14 protein-coding genes are annotated in these 17911 nt (G+C 60.8%); 6 read left to right on the top strand and 8 right to left on the bottom strand.

Going from position 1 to position 17911, the window contains the following annotated elements; translation table 11 throughout:
* Positions 1-6 precede the first annotated feature (6 nt).
* Positions 7-681 (bottom strand): TenA family protein, encoded by a 675-nt coding sequence (locus A3M7_RS0117000; protein ID WP_027544999.1) that lies wholly within the window; start codon positions 679-681, stop codon positions 7-9.
* Positions 682-861: 180 nt separating this feature from the next.
* Here A3M7_RS0117000 and A3M7_RS0116995 point away from each other — a divergent pair, with 180 nt between their 5' ends.
* The 6 genes from A3M7_RS0116995 (at position 862) to A3M7_RS0116970 (ending at position 6664) form a co-directional block, all read left to right on the top strand.
* A complete protein-coding gene (locus A3M7_RS0116995) occupies positions 862-1512 on the top strand; it encodes a hypothetical protein (protein WP_156936903.1) in 651 nt (216 codons plus the stop codon).
* Positions 1509-1793, top strand: coding sequence for a hypothetical protein (locus A3M7_RS0116990; RefSeq protein ID WP_027544997.1), 285 nt, complete (start codon positions 1509-1511; stop codon positions 1791-1793). The genes A3M7_RS0116995 and A3M7_RS0116990 overlap by 4 nt, the downstream gene beginning before the upstream one ends.
* 756 nt (positions 1794-2549) lie before the next feature.
* The gene (gene groES / locus A3M7_RS0116985; protein WP_027544996.1) at positions 2550-2864 is read left to right on the top strand and encodes a co-chaperone GroES; all 315 of its coding nucleotides are present in this window, start codon (positions 2550-2552) and stop codon (positions 2862-2864) included.
* Positions 2865-2935: 71 nt separating this feature from the next.
* Entirely contained in the window at positions 2936-4579 is a 1644-nt protein-coding gene (gene groL / locus A3M7_RS0116980) for a chaperonin GroEL (RefSeq protein WP_027544995.1), read from the top strand.
* Positions 4580-5199: 620 nt separating this feature from the next.
* Entirely contained in the window at positions 5200-5505 is a 306-nt protein-coding gene (locus A3M7_RS48580) for a hypothetical protein (protein WP_027544994.1), read from the top strand.
* Between the two features lie 367 nt (positions 5506-5872).
* Positions 5873-6664 (top strand): dienelactone hydrolase family protein, encoded by a 792-nt coding sequence (locus A3M7_RS0116970; RefSeq protein ID WP_245284266.1) that lies wholly within the window; start codon positions 5873-5875, stop codon positions 6662-6664.
* A gap of 228 nt (positions 6665-6892) precedes the next feature.
* Here A3M7_RS0116970 and A3M7_RS0116965 read toward each other — a convergent pair whose 3' ends face one another.
* The 7 genes from A3M7_RS0116965 to A3M7_RS0116935 form a co-directional block, all read right to left on the bottom strand.
* The gene (locus tag A3M7_RS0116965) at positions 6893-10243 is read right to left on the bottom strand and encodes an AAA family ATPase (RefSeq protein WP_027544992.1); all 3351 of its coding nucleotides are present in this window, start codon (positions 10241-10243) and stop codon (positions 6893-6895) included.
* A 751-nt stretch (positions 10244-10994) separates the two neighbouring features.
* Positions 10995-11747, bottom strand: coding sequence for a DUF2865 domain-containing protein (locus tag A3M7_RS0116960; RefSeq protein WP_371090193.1), 753 nt, complete (start codon positions 11745-11747; stop codon positions 10995-10997).
* Positions 11748-12081: 334 nt separating this feature from the next.
* Complete coding sequence (locus A3M7_RS0116955; RefSeq protein WP_027544990.1) at positions 12082-13059, bottom strand: peptide ABC transporter ATP-binding protein; 978 nt, start codon at positions 13057-13059, stop codon at positions 12082-12084.
* Entirely contained in the window at positions 13056-14084 is a 1029-nt protein-coding gene (locus A3M7_RS0116950; protein ID WP_027544989.1) for an ABC transporter ATP-binding protein, read from the bottom strand. The genes A3M7_RS0116955 and A3M7_RS0116950 overlap by 4 nt, the downstream gene beginning before the upstream one ends.
* Positions 14085-14094: 10 nt before the next feature.
* On the bottom strand, positions 14095-15003 hold the full coding sequence (locus A3M7_RS0116945) for an ABC transporter permease subunit (RefSeq protein WP_027544988.1): 909 nt from the start codon (positions 15001-15003) through the stop codon (positions 14095-14097).
* Positions 15000-16010 (bottom strand): ABC transporter permease subunit, encoded by a 1011-nt coding sequence (locus A3M7_RS0116940; RefSeq protein WP_027544987.1) that lies wholly within the window; start codon positions 16008-16010, stop codon positions 15000-15002. Before A3M7_RS0116940 ends, A3M7_RS0116945 begins: the two co-directional genes overlap by 4 nt.
* Before the next feature lie 85 nt (positions 16011-16095).
* Complete coding sequence (locus A3M7_RS0116935) at positions 16096-17697, bottom strand: ABC transporter substrate-binding protein (RefSeq protein WP_027544986.1); 1602 nt, start codon at positions 17695-17697, stop codon at positions 16096-16098.
* Positions 17698-17911 lie beyond the last annotated feature (214 nt).

Raw genomic sequence — 17911 nt, 5'->3', positions numbered from 1 at the left:
CGAGGGCTATTCAACATGCTGGCCCGCGCGCCAGCCCATCTCCCAGAAGTCTGCCTCGAGTCGGGTGGCTTCCTTGAAGATCGCGATCAGCTCTGCCTCGCGGGCCGGCGTGGCGTAGAGATCGGCGAGATGCTCCAGGTGCGCCCGCGCTTTCGCCGCGACCTCCTGGTATGGCACGCCGGCGGACTCGGCGATCCAAGCGCGATAGGGATTCGTCGCAGCGTCCGCATCGGGTCGCGAGGCGAGCCGCGTTGCGATCTCCGCGTACCCGATCACGCAGGGGGCAAGCGCCACCTTGAGCGCCAGCAGATCGCCGCGCATTCCAGCGTCGAGCACGTAGCGTGTGTAGGCCAGCATCTCGACCGCCGGAGGGGTTTGTTCAAGGTCGCTCGGAGATAGACCCCAACCGGCACAGAGCTTCACATGAAGGCTCATCTCGACATCAAGGATGGCCGAGAGGCCGGCCGCAGCTTCACACATGTCGGCAAGCCTGGGCGACTTGTAGACCGAGAGCGCGTAGGCGCGCGCAAACTCGATGAGGAACAGGTAGTCCTGAGCGAGGTAGTGACGAAACGCCGCTTCGGCGAGCGAACCGTCTGCCAATCCGTCTGTGAAGGGATGCTCGGTGTAGGCCCGCCACTCAGCGGATGCTTCTGTCTTGAGACGCTCGAAGAAACTCACGATCTATTTCGCCTGACTTGCTTTTCCATGACTTTTGCTCGCTACCGAGCGGAAGCGGCACCATTTTCCACTGTGTGCTTCAGATCACGGCAAAATCACGGGCCTTCGCCTACACCGCGCATCTGAAGACCCAAACTCGGCAACACACGCTAACATTGCATTTGAATCCAGGGGTTGACCATGAGCGCTGGCGATCATCGTTGCGGTCGAACGACAGTGGCGTCATGGCTTGCCGCCGCGGCAGCGCTGGTCGCGCTCGCCGGATGCGCCTTGCCGCACCTCATCACTTTCCCGTTTCGCCAGCCCGCCCCCGCGGCAAACGCGGGTGCTCCGCCTTCCGGTGGGCTACTGCTGTGGCTCGAGGGCGATGGTTCACTGGCGCTCGATGGGGCCGGCCGCGTCGCTCGCTGGAACGATATGCGGGGCGGCGATCGCGCGGCGCTGGCGCAGCTTGGCTTCGAGGGCAGCCCGGTGACCATGACGTTCACGACCCCAACCGGTCCCCGCTCACACGCCGGCGTGCGCTGTGCGGCCGACAGCGGCAGGTGCGCCTATTGGGCCCGCGATTTTCGGGCCGGCGTGCCACCCCTCAGTCTCACAGGGATTCCCTATTCGATCCTGGCCGTGGTGGTGCGGCGCCCGGGCCCGCGGCTCAACAATTACTTCCTGATGACCTCCGGCACCGGATGCCAGGCTGCGTTCGGCGGCACGGGATGCACCGGGGGCACGGTTCTCCACCTGGGCTGGCTGTTCGACAGCGTGATCCGTCACAGCCATTACGACTTCGACGTCGATTCCTTTGCGACGATTCCAGCCGAAGAGCCCTCTTGATCGTCGCGCAATCCGGTCCGCGTGGCGGCATGGATGTGGCAAGCCTCGGAGCGGCTTCTACACATTCAGCCTTCAACAGCCGCCCATATCCCGGACCGCTGACCGCCAGCGGCCAGCTGCTGATCGGCGGCACACCGTTTTTCGGGGCCGGCGGCCCGGACGTGCCGGACTGGTCCTTCAACGGCGATATCTTCGCGATGCTGATCTACGGACGCGAACTCTCGCTCGCCGAGCGACAACAAGCCTCGGACTATCTCCGCAACAAATATGGGCCGCGTTGAGGGTCGGAGCAAAATAGGAACGGGAGCATTTGGTAGCGGGAGACCGCTACCGCCTTTCCCCACACGACGCAAATCTGCGATATTTACTCCGATCGTCCGCCTAAACCTCAGAACTTTGCCGAACGGTAGGTTCAAATCGGGGACACGCAACCACCTATACCGGCATTCGCTTCAAGTCGCCTTTGCGCAGTAACTGGTGGTAACATCACGGAACTGGCCGCAACAGCCTTTGTCGCGCTGCTCATTGTTTTGCTGTCGGTTCGAACGATCGGATACAGAGGAGGACAGTGCAGTGGCGAAGGGAGAGAATCTAGAAAGAAAGTTCCTCTTTCGCTGCATCCCAGGTGCTCTGGGGTAGGCGAGAGGGACAAGATTTGCCGGCCTCTCCGCGTACCGCCGCGGGTCTAGGCTGCCGTTGGACGCGGCATCATTGTACCCGAACAGGCTAATCCAGACGCGCGCAGCCCTGGCCGGCTAGCCATTTGGATGGCAAAGCCAAACAACAACCTGGGCAGACGGTACAAGCCCGCCCAAAAGTTTCCTCAGCGGCTTCCTCCGACCAGCCCAGACTTGATTCCAGGGGCTCCTTTAGGTGGCTCTGAATGGGCGCTCCGCGGACCGGTGAGGACGACGGATTTTCGAAATCCTTCGCGGCTTTGTCTTGTTTGCCGACCAAGCCGGCTTATTTTCGGAGCGGTCAGCACTCGCTAGCTTCGACTGCTATTTCAAAAAGCGACTAGAAGATAGGAGGAGAGCATGAAATTCCGTCCGCTTCACGACCGCGTCGTGGTCAAGCGCATCGACGCAGAAGAGAAGACCGCTGGCGGCATCATCATTCCCGACACGGTCAAGGAGAAACCCTCCCAAGGTGAAGTCATCGCCGTTGGCCCCGGCGGTCGTGACGAAAACGGCAAGCTGATCCCGATCGACGTCCGGGTCGGTGACCGCGTATTGTTCGGCAAGTGGTCCGGCACCGAAGTCAAGATCGACACCCAGGAGCTGTTGATCATGAAGGAGAGCGACATCATGGGCGTTCTCACCGACGTGTCTTCCAAGAAGAAGGCCGCCTAGTCCACCGCTCAAGCGCCTGCCCGGCGCCTCATCAAGGGTGAAACCAAGTCAAAAACTCAGGGAAACCCACTATGTCAGCCAAAGAAGTCAAATTCGGAGTCGAGGCTCGCGACCGCATGCTGCGCGGTGTCGACATCCTCCACAATGCGGTAAAAGTGACGCTCGGTCCGAAGGGGCGCAACGTCGTCCTCGACAAGTCGTTCGGCGCTCCCCGTATTACCAAGGATGGCGTCACCGTCGCCAAGGAGATCGAGCTCGAGGACAAGTTCGAGAACATGGGCGCCCAGATGGTGCGCGAAGTCGCCTCCAAGTCCGCAGACGCGGCTGGCGACGGCACCACCACCGCAACCGTGCTCGCCGCTGCGATCGTCCGTGAAGGCGCCAAGTCGGTTGCCGCCGGCATGAACCCGATGGACCTGAAGCGCGGTATCGACTTGGCTGTGGAAGCCGTCGTCGCTGACCTCGTCAAGAACTCCAAGAAGGTCACCTCGAACGACGAGATCGCCCAAGTCGGCACGATTTCAGCCAATGGCGATGCGGAGATCGGCAAGTTCATCGCGGACGCGATGAAGAAGGTCGGCAACGAGGGTGTCATCACCGTCGAGGAAGCCAAGTCGCTCGAGACCGAACTCGAAGTTGTCGAGGGCATGCAGTTCGACCGCGGCTACATCTCGCCCTACTTCGTCACCAACGCCGAGAAGATGCGCGTTGAAATGGATGATGCCTACGTCCTGATTAATGAGAAAAAGCTGTCTCAGTTGAATGAGCTGCTTCCCTTGTTGGAAGCCGTGGTGCAGAGCGGCAAGCCGCTTGTGATTATCGCCGAAGACGTCGAAGGCGAAGCGCTCGCCACCCTGGTCGTCAATCGTCTCCGCGGCGGCCTGAAGGTTGCGGCCGTCAAGGCTCCGGGCTTCGGCGATCGCCGCAAGGCAATGCTCCAGGACATCGCGATCCTGACCGGCGGCCAGGCGATCTCGGAAGACCTCGGCATCAAGCTCGAGAACGTCACGCTCAACATGCTCGGTCGCGCCAAGAAGGTGATGATCGACAAGGAGAACACCACGATCGTCAGCGGCGCCGGTAAGAAGGCCGACATCGAGGCGCGGGTATCTCAGATCAAGGCGCAGATCGAGGAAACCACCTCGGACTACGATCGTGAGAAGCTCCAGGAGCGTCTCGCCAAGCTCGCGGGCGGCGTCGCGGTGATCCGCGTCGGCGGCGCGACTGAGGTCGAGGTGAAGGAGCGCAAGGATCGCGTTGATGACGCGATGCATGCGACCCGCGCGGCCGTGGAAGAAGGCATCCTGCCAGGCGGCGGCGTCGCCCTGCTGCGTGCCTCCGAGCACCTTAAGGGCATTCGCACCAAAAATGACGACCAGAAGACCGGCGTCGAGATCGTGCGCAAGGCGTTGTCCTACCCGGCCCGCCAGATCGCAATCAACGCGGGCGAGGACGGCTCAGTCATCGTCGGCAAGATCCTCGAAAAGGATCAGTACTCGTACGGCTTCGACTCCCAGACCGGCGAATACGGCAACCTGGTCTCCAAGGGCATCATCGATCCGACCAAGGTGGTTCGAGTGGCGATCCAGAACGCCGCGTCCGTCGCAGCGCTCCTGATCACCACCGAAGCTATGGTGGCCGAACTGCCGAAGAAGAACACCGGTGCGGGCGGCATGCCTCCGGGCGGCGGTGGCATGGGGGGTATGGACTTCTAAGTTCGACCTTCAGAGCTCAACAATAAGAAGGCTCGGCAGCGATGCCGAGCCTGCTGATTTTGGCGGTCAGCCGGGGTCCAACACTGGCGCACCGTATTGCGCGAGCGCGTCGATCGATGCCCGCGCCGCCGACAAATGTCAGGCGGCCGAGTTCGAGGGGACACCGCCCGGAATCATCCTGAGGAGCCTCCATTCCCGAAAACAGCGACCGTCGCTCGCCGCCCAAAATAAAGAGATTGCCAATCAGAATCTTACCAGGACGACGCGCCTCGCGAAGAGTCCAATCGCGGCGATCGTGCGCGGGCAGCTTCTCAGCTCTGCGAACCGGTGCGACCGGCCCCGATCCGCCATCTTTTCCCAACCACGTCGCCGTAAGTTCGCTCTTGGACAGACTGCCTCAACGGGTCCGTCTCAAACTAACGATGTTTCATATCTGGCGATTGCCAAGCGGCGCGCCCCGGCAGCCCTTTAGGGTTGAGGGCCACGGGGTATTTTCGCATTTAGGTTGCGATATTTTCCCGGTCCGATGCGACAGGATTCCTTGCGTTGTTGGGACACACAAAGCCAGCTAGTATTCTTCAATTGATTTGCTGAACGCTGTTTCCAGTCGGAGTATTTCCATGGCTAGGCGAGCAGTATCCCGTGATGATTTTAAAGGCTTGTTCGCGCTCTTTGCATTCGCGGCGCAACACAAGGAAAACCACAACGGTGCGTCTCGGCTGCTCCACCTGTTCATGTCCAGCCGATATATTCCTGATGACCTTCTCGATCTATGGTCAGAGTGCGCCGAGGCAACTGGTCCTGAAACTATAGGCGAACAACTCTGCCTGCGCGCTCACGACGTAGCTGACGGCAGCTCGAGCTACGACCATGCCAGCGCATTTCTGCACGCGTTGCTCAAAGCGCTCGATCAAACACAGCACTGAGCCTTCGTCGACCTGACCACTTGCTGACCCTGCGCCTGATCGCTCCGAACGACTACACCGTTCACGACGACGGCAGCCGCGTTCGGCCGCATCCGAATGACCCGTCTGCTTAGCCCCTAGAAGCAGACCAGGTACAGACGGCCCAGTACGGACGCGAAGGGCCAAAAACGGACTTCGCGGTACCAAGCTCAACAATGGCTCAAGCGACGCATGTCTGCAGTCCTGAATTTACGCTTTGGATGAACTGACATAACTCGGCTACGTTGACCCTGTTACGAAGACGGGGCGAGGTAAAATGGGCACACGAGCCGGAGCATGTCTTCGTTTAGCAGTATTGGTTACGTGCGTTTGCACCAACGCCGTCACCATGGCGCAAGAGTTGGTCAGGTTCGACAGTGCTCCAATCCGCCTTGGCCAACTCCAGCAGCGCTTGGCGCGCGAGCGCGGCGAAGCGCCGAAGGCGGGGGATACGATCGAGGGCTACCTCGCGAAACCTGAGAGCGACGGCCCATTCGCAGCCATTGTGTATCTCCATGGATGCGATGGACTTTCGAAAGATGCCCCAAAGTTCATCGCTCAATTCATGACCGGTTTGGGGTATGTGTCACTTGCAGTCGATAGCTTTGCGACCCGTGGCATCAAGGACGCCTGCACCAAACCGATGCCTGCCCTGATGCTTGCCCGCCAAGGTGATGCCTTAGGCGCTCTATCCTATCTTTCCAAACTTCCTTTTGTCGATCCTCAACGCATCGCTGTCCTGGGAGGATCGATGGGTGCAACGGTTGCGCTGCAATTAGCGTCGACCCACCACCTGGAAACATTCGACGCTCCTCGGGATCTGAAGTTCAAGGTCGCGGTGGCCTATTATCCGCTGTGCGGCGTTGCTTCCGAGGAACTCATCGTTCCCACATTAATCCTGATCGGCGAACTCGACGACTGGACGCCTGCGAGGGACTGCGAACTTTGGATGAAGAGGCGGGCCGATAGGGGTGCACCCGTTAAGCTGGTCGTCTATCCCGGTGCCTATCACGCCTTTAGCGTCCCGGCTTTCGCCGACGGCAGGGAAATGCACGGGCACTGGCTCAAGTACGATGCGGAAGCGGCCAGGAAGGCAGTCCAGGAGATGCAGAGTTTCCTCTCTGCTCAATTTTCCCGTTGAGTGACAGCGAAGCGAATGCCCCCATACGCGGCTTGGAGCAGCTTCCGCTTCGGGTCAAGATCGGAAGTCGGCGGGTCCATGGTAGATGGTCTGCTCTGCCACTGTGAGCGGACATCACCGGATCCGCGGTTCAGGTCCGCAAAGGGCCAAGAAGAGACATTGTGGTGGACATCCAAACGGTCAGCTTGAGGAATAGCAACCCGGCGCTCGCGACAGCTAGCCGTCAAATTAGCTCATGCTGTTCAACACCTCGCGAGCCTGGTTCAGGTCCACGCTGTCGCGGCAGCCGGTAAACCAACCATAAGTAGGCGCGAGCAGCGCGCGTGCGTCGTCAGGCCGACCGACATCCCGCCAGACCTGTGCCAGACTCGTCGCGGTCCGTAGTTCGAACAGCCGCGCGCTCTGCCGTCGCGCGGTTGCCAATCCTTGCTGAAACAACGCCTCGACCTCGGCGAGCGGTGCGCCCTGAGACAGTCTCGCGCAGGCTCGTACCCGAACCCCTTCAGCCTCGCTGTAGTGCTGCCCAGTCGCGTCGGCCTCCGTCGCCGCTTGATCCAGCAAGACGATGGCCTCATCGCTTCTCTGATTATGCACCAGGATTTCGGCTTCGCTAATCAGGAAATAAGGACTCCAGATCCTGGTCTGCATTCTATCGCGGATTTCCGCACCGCGATGCAGCCGCGCCAAGCCAGTAGCCAATTCGCCTGTTCTGGCAGAGGCCCAGCCGAGAAGCACTTCCGTGAAACATTCCCAATAGGAAACATGATGGCTATCCATGATTTCAACGAGCTCTCCAGCGAGTGAGAAAACGGTCGCTGGATCCTGATCAACCATTGCTTTCATCGCGCAATGATAGATTGCATAGCAGCTTGTCAGATGGTGGCCGCTCTCGCGAGCCTCGCGCAAACTGCGCGCGCATAGTTCCTCCGCCTCGTCCAGACACCCGAGTTGTTGCGCGGCGATCGAATACTGCGCCAGGGTCGTTGGACGCGGAATCGTCAGATAGTTGCCGAGCGTCGTCGCCGTGCCTGCGCGCTCAAATTGGTCGATCACTTCGAGGAAGCGCTCGCGCGCCGTAACCAGCTCGCCGCTAGCGAGCGCTATCATTGCGGTTATCCGAACTCCCTGCGCCGCCGACGTTGCGTCCCCGGCAGTGTGCGCCAACTCAAGGAAATTCTTAACGTACGCATAGGTACGCGGGAAGTCGCACCGTACCAAGGCTCCGCCGGCCCGCCCCCACAGGATGCGCAGCAATTGCCGCGTTTCTGTCAAGCCCTGGCCGAGTTCAAGCAACCGGGTGTAGTTCTGTTCGACCTCTGTCCCCGAATAGCCATGGGTCGCGTATAGCGGCTCGATGAGTGCAATCCGCAGTTCGAACTCCCTGCGTTGGTGCGATGATTCATCCGGAAGCTCCGTCAGCAGCCTCAAAGCCCGATTGAACTGGCGGACCGCTTCAACGTTGTTGTACCGCTCTGCTGACCGAGAAGCAGCCCGTTTCCACCAATCAATCGCCTGCGAGATAAGTCCCGCTTCAGTGAAATGATGCGCCAACAATTCCGGTTGCACCTCGGCTATCTGCGTAAATCTGCTCCGCAACGCCTCAGCAATGAGTTTGTGTAGCGTCTGGCGACGACTAATCAGCAAGGTCGAATAGGCAGCCTCCTGAACGAGGCTGTGTTTGAAGGTGTAGGTCGCCTGCGGCGGACTTCCTCGCGCGCCGATCAGGCCTGCCGCCACAAGTAGCGCCAAAGCGGCCGCAAGTTCTTTGGGCTTGGATGGTACCACCGCAGCCAACAATTCAAACGAGAACTCTCGGCCGATGACCGCGCCACTCTGGGCAACGACTTTGCTCGCCGTCAGCCGGTCAAGACGGGCGAGCAACGAGTCCTGCAGCGTTACCGGTATCATCCGCTCGCTAGAGACTCGCGTATCGTCATAGGGAGTGGCGCTCGCCTCAAACGGGGCCGAATCGATGATGACCTTCGTCAGTTCCTCGATGAACAGCGGCATCCCATCCGCTTTGGCGACAATCTGCTCAACAAGTGTGTCAGGCAAATCTTTCCGCACCACCCGGCGGACCAACTCATACGACTGCCGCCGGCTCAGTCGATTGAGGCTAAGCGACAGAACGGGACCACGGCCGGTCCACGGTGGGCGAAATTCCGGCCGGTGCGTTATTACGGCCAGGATCCGAGCACGATCACCCCGGTCCAAGCCACGGCTAATCGCCTCGACGCTCGTCGGATCAATCCAATGCGCATCCTCCAGTATCCATAGCACCGGCCGCAGCCGCGACAGGTTCACGAGCCAATCTTCAAGAGCATCAAGCGTCAGGCTCTTCATCTGCTCCGGCGGCACCTCGTGTCGGGGTAAGCGATCACCAACGGGTATCGACAGCAGGCCGGCGAAAAGTGCAAGCGTCTCGGGCGCCACGTTTCCAGCCTTCTGGATCTCAGCGATCAGTCGAGTCAGTTTCTCCTCCGGCTCCATGTCGAGCGTAAGTCCGGCCAGGCGCTCGAAATGGGTGATGATCGGATGCAGCGCACTGTCGGTATGGAACGGCGAGCATTGCAAACGGATAATGGAATGATCCTCCGTTGCAATCCGGCTCGCCAGGGCCATGCACAGTCGCGACTTCCCGATCCCTGCTTCTCCCGTCAACAGGACCATTTGACGTTCGCCTTCGCACGCGGTCTGCCACCGCCCAAGTAACTGCGACAGTTCGTCCTCTCGGCCAACAATCTCTGTCAGATCGGCATGATGAGTAGCTTCGAAGCGGCTTTCGGCCGCCGTTTCGCGCAGCACGCGCCAGACGGGCCTTGGGCCGGGTAGACCTTTCAGGTCGCACATGCCAAGGCATTCAAGCTCGAACATGCCCTCGACCAACCGGCGTGTGCCGCCAGCAATGGTTACTCCATCGGGTGGAGCAAGAGCCTGCAGCCGCGCCGCCAGCGCTGGGGTTTCGCCGACAACCGATTCTTCCCTCGCGGCGCCCTCGCCCAGAAGATCACCAACAACAACAAGGCCTGTCGCGATTCCCGACCGCACATGTAACGTTATGCCGGGCAGCGAGATCACGTTTGGCACAGCCCGACCAAGTTCCAAGCCCGCGCGCACGGCTCGTTCCGCCGCGTCTTCCAGCGCGGCTGGATAGCCAAAATACGCGACTATTCCGTCTCCAGTATATCGGGCAATGAAACCGCCGAGAGAGGTCACAACCTTTACGCATGCTTGAAGGTAAACACCCATCACCTTGCGGAGTTCTTCTGGGTCAAGTTTGGAGGCAAGGGCTGTCGACTCGACCATGTCGCAGATCAGCACGGTCAATTGTCGCCTCTCTGCGTCTGGCCGCGTTCGCATGAGCTTGACCGGCTCGTGCTGGTCGGTTTCCCGCCCGAGAAGGTCGTCGATCGCCTTGAGCAGCCTCTTGCGATGCCCCAGCGGCACACCGAGACGCGCCAGATCATCATCTGTCAGATCTGGCAGAACGTCGCTGTCGATCGCCTGATCGGAGAACAAGGCCCGGTATTGGCCAAGCCCAAGTCCTTCAAGCCATTCGCCGAGGTTCAGACTTTGCATGAGACTGCATGTCCCAAGACCCTGATGCTCTAGCGCACTCGCCCGCTCTGGTCCCCGCGACGCTTCATCCTCTCGCCATCACCCTGGGCAGCGCGGGTCCAAGAACCCATGGGGGCCAAGCTTCTTCCTTGAGCTTCTACATTAGCGCCTGAGGAACAGAATCGCCAGCTAGTAGCGGCTCGACTGCCGAGTTTGGTCGATCAGCACGATCAACGGCGCGGGCAATGGCGACTGATCTAAGAGACGTAGCGCTGAGAGCAGCGATGTCATCGCGTGCGAGTTGAATTCCGCTCAGGGTCAAAAGCGCCGCTGGATCGATTGAGTCGAGCCGAGCTACGTCTCGAACGGTCCGAAAGCCGACGTGCTTTCAGAAGTTTAGCCGCACCAAGATGGTTCGCCTCACCAACTGAGGAGGCCATCATGGCTGACTTCGCCGCCACGATGTCGGTTGGCAGCAGCCTGAGGATTATCACAAAGTTCCGGAAATGAGCTGCGACCACGAAAGCCAAACCTCTCAATTGGATTACACCATGCCAATAGCGACGCTTCACGAGCGAGACTAACACGTACCCCCAGACTGTCTGCTCCAGACCAAGCGCCGCCTTGATAGTCGGTCGGTCACTTCCGGTTTGTAACCGCCATCGTAAGTCTTTGGCGTCCTCCGACACTTCGCATTCGGACCAACAACGGAAGAAGCTCTGCAAGAGGTGATCGTCGGACATTGATTGCAACATCAATCCGCATCTACGCGCTAGTCGCGCGCGGGCACCGGCTTCCGCCTGATGGTCGCCGCCGGAAGCGGCGTGAAATCCGGGTTCTGGTCGTTACCGACCCGTATGCCGGAATAAGCGACGAGCCCGTCAGCGGTGGCGACCGCGTCGCCCGAGCGTAACGAGCCGTCCATCGCGAGATCGACTGATGCAAGACCGGCGGGGCTTTGGCCGTTGCAGGTGCAATCGGCGCGCAGCGCCTTCCGATAGGCAAAGGCGTTTTCGCTACCGGCGTACCGTTCGCCGGTTGCGGCATAGGCTCTGTCGATGCTGGAGCCGAAGAAAACTTTGGTCGGGCTTGCCGGACAGAAGGCCTGACACATCTGCGCCGGCGAGGCCGCGCCGCGCATCAGCGGAAAATATTTGCCGTCGCAACTGCGCACGCAGAAGGCAGGTCCCGCGCTTACAACGACCGGCCGCGGCGGTGGTGATTGCGGATCAAAAGACGAGGTCTGCTGCTGTTGCTTCTGGCCGCCACCGAAAAAGAAATCAAGCAAGCCTTCGGCCGCACTCATTTCGGGCGTCAGCGCCACGGGGCCAACGATGGCGACAGCAACAAGCATGCGGCGCAGCTTGCGCTGAAAGCACAATTCGGTACGCATCGCTTGCTCCACCGGACGCAACGAACTCTCTTCAGCACAAAGGGCGCCTGCGGCAATCGTGGATACGAAACGCGCTCTAAGCTGGGCGGAGAAGGGGAAAGAAATAGGCGAGTGGCACGGCAAGCGCCACATTCGGCCGTTATGGGACGCCGTCGGAGCCGTGATCCCCCAGAGTTCGCGCCGCGTTGAAACCGACCGAAGTCCGGTTCGGGTCAATCGCGTCGCTTTGCGAAGCGGTAAGGTCCGCTTTAGCCCCAAACTCGGAAGTCAGGCCGTCCGGCTCCTACGTCTGCTTTATCCTCGCGAACGGACATCGCCAGACGCATTCTTTGGGCATCCTGCTCGCCACGTCATAGCGGCGCAGCGCAACCGTCTTCGTTCTCTCGCACGAAGCAGCATAGCTTGTCCGGCGTAGCGGCTTGCGAAGCCGGACGCTCAGTTCATCGCTTGGCACGGCCAATCGGCTCTAAGCCGCCTGTACTTCCAGGAAACGCTCGGCGTAGTGGCAGGCGGCGAGGCGGCCGTCGAGCGGGCGCAAGAGCGGACGCTGCGTGCGGCAGAGATCCGTCACATAGGGACAGCGGGTCGAGAACACGCAGCCTTTCGGCGGATCGAGCGGCGAAGGCAACTCGCCCTTCGGAACGATCCGCTGGCGTTTGCGACCGAGGCCCGGCGTCGCGTCAAGCAAGGCCTGTGTATAGGGATGCAACGACCGCGCAAAGATGCGCTCTTTCGGCCCATGCTCCACTGCGATCCCCAGATACATGATCATCACGTCATCTGCGATGTGACGCACCACACCGAGATCGTGCGAGATGAAGAGGTAGGCCAGCCCCAGTTCGCGCTGCAGATCGACGAGGAGGTTGAGAACCTGCGCCTGCACCGACATGTCGAGCGCGGAGACCGGCTCATCGGCAACCAGCAGCTTCGGCCGCAACATCAGGGCGCGCGCGATTGCGATGCGCTGACGCTGTCCGCCCGAGAACATGTGTGGATAGCGGCCATATTGCTCCGGCCGCAGCCCGACCCTTGCCATCATGTCGAGCGCCTGCGCGCGCCGATCCTGCTTGGAAAGTCTGGTGTTGATGATCAGCGGCTCTTCGAGTATGTGGCCAACGCGCTTGCGGGGGTTGAGCGACCCATAGGGGTTTTGAAACACGATCTGCACGGTACGGCGCAAGGTCCTGACGGCGCTAGCCGGGGGATTGACCGCATCGACGCCGTCGAGCATCAGCATGCCGGCGCTCGGTTTCTCGATCAGCGTCACGAGCCTTGCGAGCGTCGACTTGCCGCAACCGGATTCGCCGACCACCGCCAGCGTCTTGCCGGCTTCAAGCGCGAACGATACTCCGCCCACGGCCTGCAGATGCGCCGGTGGGCGAAACCAGCCTTGCTTGATCTCGTAACTGCGCTTGAGATCGGTGGCGGTGACAAGCGCCGTCATGACACGATCTCGCGCTTTAGCATCGACGCGCCGCCCCCATCGGCCACGATGCGCTCATCCCGTGTCGGATCGCCGAGCGGATAATGACAACGGATCAGGCCGTCCATCCAGGGGCGCAGATCGGGACGCACCTTGTCGGCCAGCGGCGTTGCATAGATGCAACGCGGACTAAACAGGCACCCCGGCGGTCGATCGTGGAGCCCCGGCACCACGCCGGGAATGGTGGCGAGCCGTCCGCCGTCGCTCGCCTCAGGCCGCGCCGCCAGCAAGGCGGCCGTATAGGGATGCTGAGGCGAGGTGAACAGGCTCTCCGTCGGGCGCTGTTCCATGATCTGGCCCGCATACATCACGGCGACGCGCTCGGCCGTGTCCGAGACCACGCCCATGTTATGCGTGATGAGGATCAGCGCCATGCCACGGTCGCGTTGTAGAGACAGCAGAAGATCGAGGATCTGCGCCTGAATGGTGACATCGAGCGCCGTCGTCGGCTCATCCGCGATCAGGAGCTTCGGATTGCAGGCGATCGCCATCGCAATCATGACGCGTTGATTCATGCCACCCGAGAGCTGGTGCGGGTAGGCCGACAGCCGGCCCTCCGGGGCCGGAATGCCGACTTGCTCCAAGAGTTCGATGACGCGGCGCCGCGCGGCCTTGCGATCCATCCCTTCATGGACGTGCAGCGTCTCGGCCAACTGATAGCCGATCGTGAAAGAGGGATTGAGCGATGTCGTCGGCTCCTGGAAGATCATCGCGACGTCCTTGCCGGTGAGCGCGCGCCGCTCGCGGTCGGACAAAGTTTGCAGATTCCGCCCCTCGAACAGCAGCTTGTCGGCTCGGACACGCCCCGGATAGGGCACGAGTCCCATCAGGGCCAACATGCCGACGCTCTTGCCGGAGCCGGATTCGCCGACGATCCCCAGCACCTCGCCTTTCTCGAGCGTGATGCTGACGCCATCCACGGCGCGCACCATCCCGTTCTGGGATGGAAACTCAACCGATAGATTTTCAATCTCGAGCAGCGGCATCTTCAATAAGCTATCGCTTGAGCTTGGGATCGAGCGCGTCGCGCAGCCCGTCGCCCAGAAGGTTGAAGGCCAGCACGGTCACAAGGATCGCCAGGCCTGGAAGCGTGACGACCCACCAGGCACGCAGCACGAATTCGCGCGCGTCCGCCAACATGGTTCCCCACTCCGGCAGCGGCGGTTGCGCACCGAGACCGAGAAAGCCGAGCGCGGCCGCGTCGAGGATCGCGGTCGATATGCCGAGCGACGCCTGCACGATCAGGGGGGCTGCACAGTTCGGCAACACCTCCTTGAACATCAGCCGAAGCCGGCCGGCACCTGCGACCTTGGCCGCGACGACGTAATCCTTCGATACTTCGCTGATTACGGCGGCGCGCGCAATCCGCACATAGTGCGGCAGCAGCACGATCGCGACCGCCAGCATCGCGTTCATCAGGCCCGGCCCGAGGATCGCAACGATCACGATGGCGAGCAAAAGGCTTGGCAGCGTCAGCGTGACGTCCATCAGCCGCATGATCGTGATCTCGATCACGCCGCGGAAAAAGCCCGCGATCAGACCGAGGATCGTGCCGACGACCACGGACAAGGTGACCACCGCGATGCCGATCAGAAGCGACAGCCGCGCGCCATGGATGAGACGGGAAAGAATATCGCGGCCGATCGCATCGGTACCAAGCGGATAGGCCATCGATCCGCCCTGCTGCCAGAACGGGGGCTTGAGAAAGACCGCATTGTTGGTGAGGATCGGAGAATGTGGCGCGACGACATCGGCAAGGAGCGCGAGCAGAACCAGAACGGCGATCACGGCGAGGCCCGCCACGGCGCCGAAATTCGCCTTGAAGTCGGACCAGAACTGCAACAGCGGATGCGGCGGCGCGCCCGGCTGCGCCACGACGGGAGTGTTGAGGACTTCGGCGGTCATCTTGTGTACCGGATGCGGGGATTGATCAGCCCATAGGCGACGTCAACCAGCAGATTGACGATCATGACGATCGCGCCGATCAAGAGCGTGCCGCCCTGCAGCACCGGATAGTCGCGGCGGTTGATGCCCTCGATCAGCCATTTGCCCACACCCGGCCAGGAGAAGATGGTCTCGGTGAGGATTGCGCCAGTAAAGAGAACGCCGACCTGCAGCCCGATCACCGTCACCACCGGGATCAGCGCGTTACGCAACGCGTGGATCGCGATCACCCGCCAACGCGGCACCCCTTTGGCGCGGGCGGTGCGGATATAATCTTCGCCCAGCACTTCCAGCATGGCGGACCGCGTCATGCGGGCGATGACGGCAAGCGGCACCGTGCCGAGCACGATCATCGGAAGCACGAGATGCGACAGGGCCGAGCGAAACGCGCCGAAATCACCGGCCAGCAGTGCATCGATCGTCAGGAAACCGGTCACCGGTTCGATGTAGTATTGCACGGCGATCCGGCCCGACACCGGCGTCCATCCGAGCTGCACCGAAAAAAGCAGGATCAGCAACAATCCCCACCAGAAGATCGGCATCGAATATCCGGTGAGTGAGATGCCCATCACGCCGTGATCGAAGATGGAGTTGCGCCGGACCGCTGCGATGATCCCGGCTGGTAACCCGAGGCCTAACGCAAACAGGATCGCGCAGACCGATAGTTCGATCGTCGCCGGGAACAACGTCCCAAATTCGGAGATCACCGGCTCATGGGTGACGATCGAGCGGCCAAGGTCGCCATGCGCCAGCCGCGCCAGATAGAGGCCGTATTGCACCAGAACCGGCTGATCGAAGCCGTACTCCTTGAGCAGTTGCGCGTGCCTGACAGGATCGATGCCGCGTTCGCCCGCCATCGTCTCGATGGGGTCGCCGGGGATCAGGCGGATCAGCACGAACACAAGCAGCGTAATCCCGATAAAGGTCGGAACCACGAGGCTCAGTCGGGTAAAGATGAACCGGATCATGCCGTGCCCTGCCACCCTCCCCGGAAAGGAAAGGGTAAAGAAAAATGGGCGGAGTCATGCCAAGCTACTCCGCCCCTGTCTCCTGCTATTCCTTGACGTCGACGCCGTAGAAGTTGTGGCGCCCGAACGGCGACAGCTTGAAGTCAATCACTCTCTTGGTGACGGGCTTCAACTGCACCGCGTGCGCGATGGTGAACCACGGCGCCTGCTCCTTGAAAATCACCTGCGCCTGCTCGTACAGCTTGGTCCGCTCGGCCTGATCACTGACCGTCTTGGCCTTCACGACCAAGTCGTCGAACGGCTTGTAGCAGAATTTGGCGATATTCGAACCCGACGCCGTTTGCGCCGAGGCGCAGCCCAGCAATGTGTGCAGGAAGTTGTCAGGGTCGCCGTTGTCGCCGGTCCAGCCGAACATGCCCATCTGATGCTCGCCGGTCTGCAACCGCTTGCGGTATTCGCCCCATTCAAACGACTTGATCTCGGCCTTGACGCCGATCTTGGCGAGGTCGGCCTGCATCAACTCGGCAATGCGCTTGGCGTTCGGATTGTAGGGGCGCTGCACCGGCATCGCCCATAGATCGGTTTCGAAACCGTTCGGGTAGCCGGCGTCGGCCAGAAGCTTCTTGGCTTGCTCCGGATCAAAGGGATCGTCCTTGATGCTGTCGTTGTACGACCACATGGTGGGCGGGATCGGGTTCTTGGCCGCGATGCCGGTCGACAGATAGACGGCATCGATGATCGCCTTCCTGTCGATCGCCATGCTGATGGCCTTGCGCACGCGCACGTCGTCGAAGGGCTTCTTCTGTGTCTGGAACGCGAGATAACCGATGTTGAGGCCGGGCTGCTCCAGGATCGTGACGTTCGGATCCTTCTTGATCGCGTCGATGTCGGCCGGGTTCGGATAGGGCATCACGTCGCATTCGCCCTTCTGGAGTTTGGCCCAGCGAACGGATGCATCCGGCGTGATCGCATAGACGAGGTCGTCGATCTTGGCCTTGCCGCCCCAGAATTCAGGGAATGCCTTGTAACGAATCACGGCGTCCTTCTGGTACTGCACCAGATAGAATGGGCCGGTGCCGATCGGATCCTGGTCGATCTTCTCAGGCGTACCGACCTTCAGCATGGCATCCGCATACTCCTTCGACTGGATGGCTGCGTAGGGCATCGCGAGATCGGCGAGGAAGGGCGCTTCCGGCTGGTTGAGCGTTATCTTGATGGTGTAGTCGTCGAGCTTCTCGACCGACTTCAACAATTTCGGCATGCCCATGTCGCCGAAATAGGAATGGTTCGGACTCGTTACCTTGAAATACGGATTGTCGTCCTTCCATTGCCGCTCGATCGAGAAGATGACGTCGTCGGCATTGAAATCCCGCGTCGGCTTGAACGACTTCGACGTCGCATGCCACTTCACGCCCTTGCGCAGGTTGAAAGTATAGGTGACGCCGTCAGGCGAGATCGTCCATTTTTCCGCGAGGCCCGGCACCACTTTCGTGCCGCCGCGCTCGAATTCGACAATGCGGTTGTAGATCGGCTCATTGCCGTCGAACGACGTGCCGGTCGTGTTGACGCCGGGATAGAAGTTCTCCGGGCTGCCTTCCGAGCAATAAATCAGGGTTTTGGCAGACGCGGTCGAGGCCACCGCGAGCGCTGAAGCGCAAATGCCGGCGAGCAGGGTTGATCTGTTCACTGTCGGAACTCCTGGTGAATTCTCTCGGCGCGGTTGACGCAGGCTGCGCCAAAGACGTCAGAAACGAGATTGCGATTGTGTATTGCAGCTGTCAATGCGTCCTGGGGTGAAGGGATGACGTTTCGAAGAAAAGTCATCCGACTCTGAAATCGTGCGCAGGTGGGACAGCGGCGATTTTCTGCTTTAGTCCCGAAGGCGGACAAGAACCCGACCC

The sequence above is a fragment of the Bradyrhizobium sp. WSM2254 genome (genome assembly GCF_000472645.1).
GTDB lineage: Bacteria > Pseudomonadota > Alphaproteobacteria > Rhizobiales > Xanthobacteraceae > Bradyrhizobium > Bradyrhizobium niftali.
Note: the sequence above shows the minus strand (reverse complement) of the source record. Positions and strands in the feature narration are given on the sequence as shown.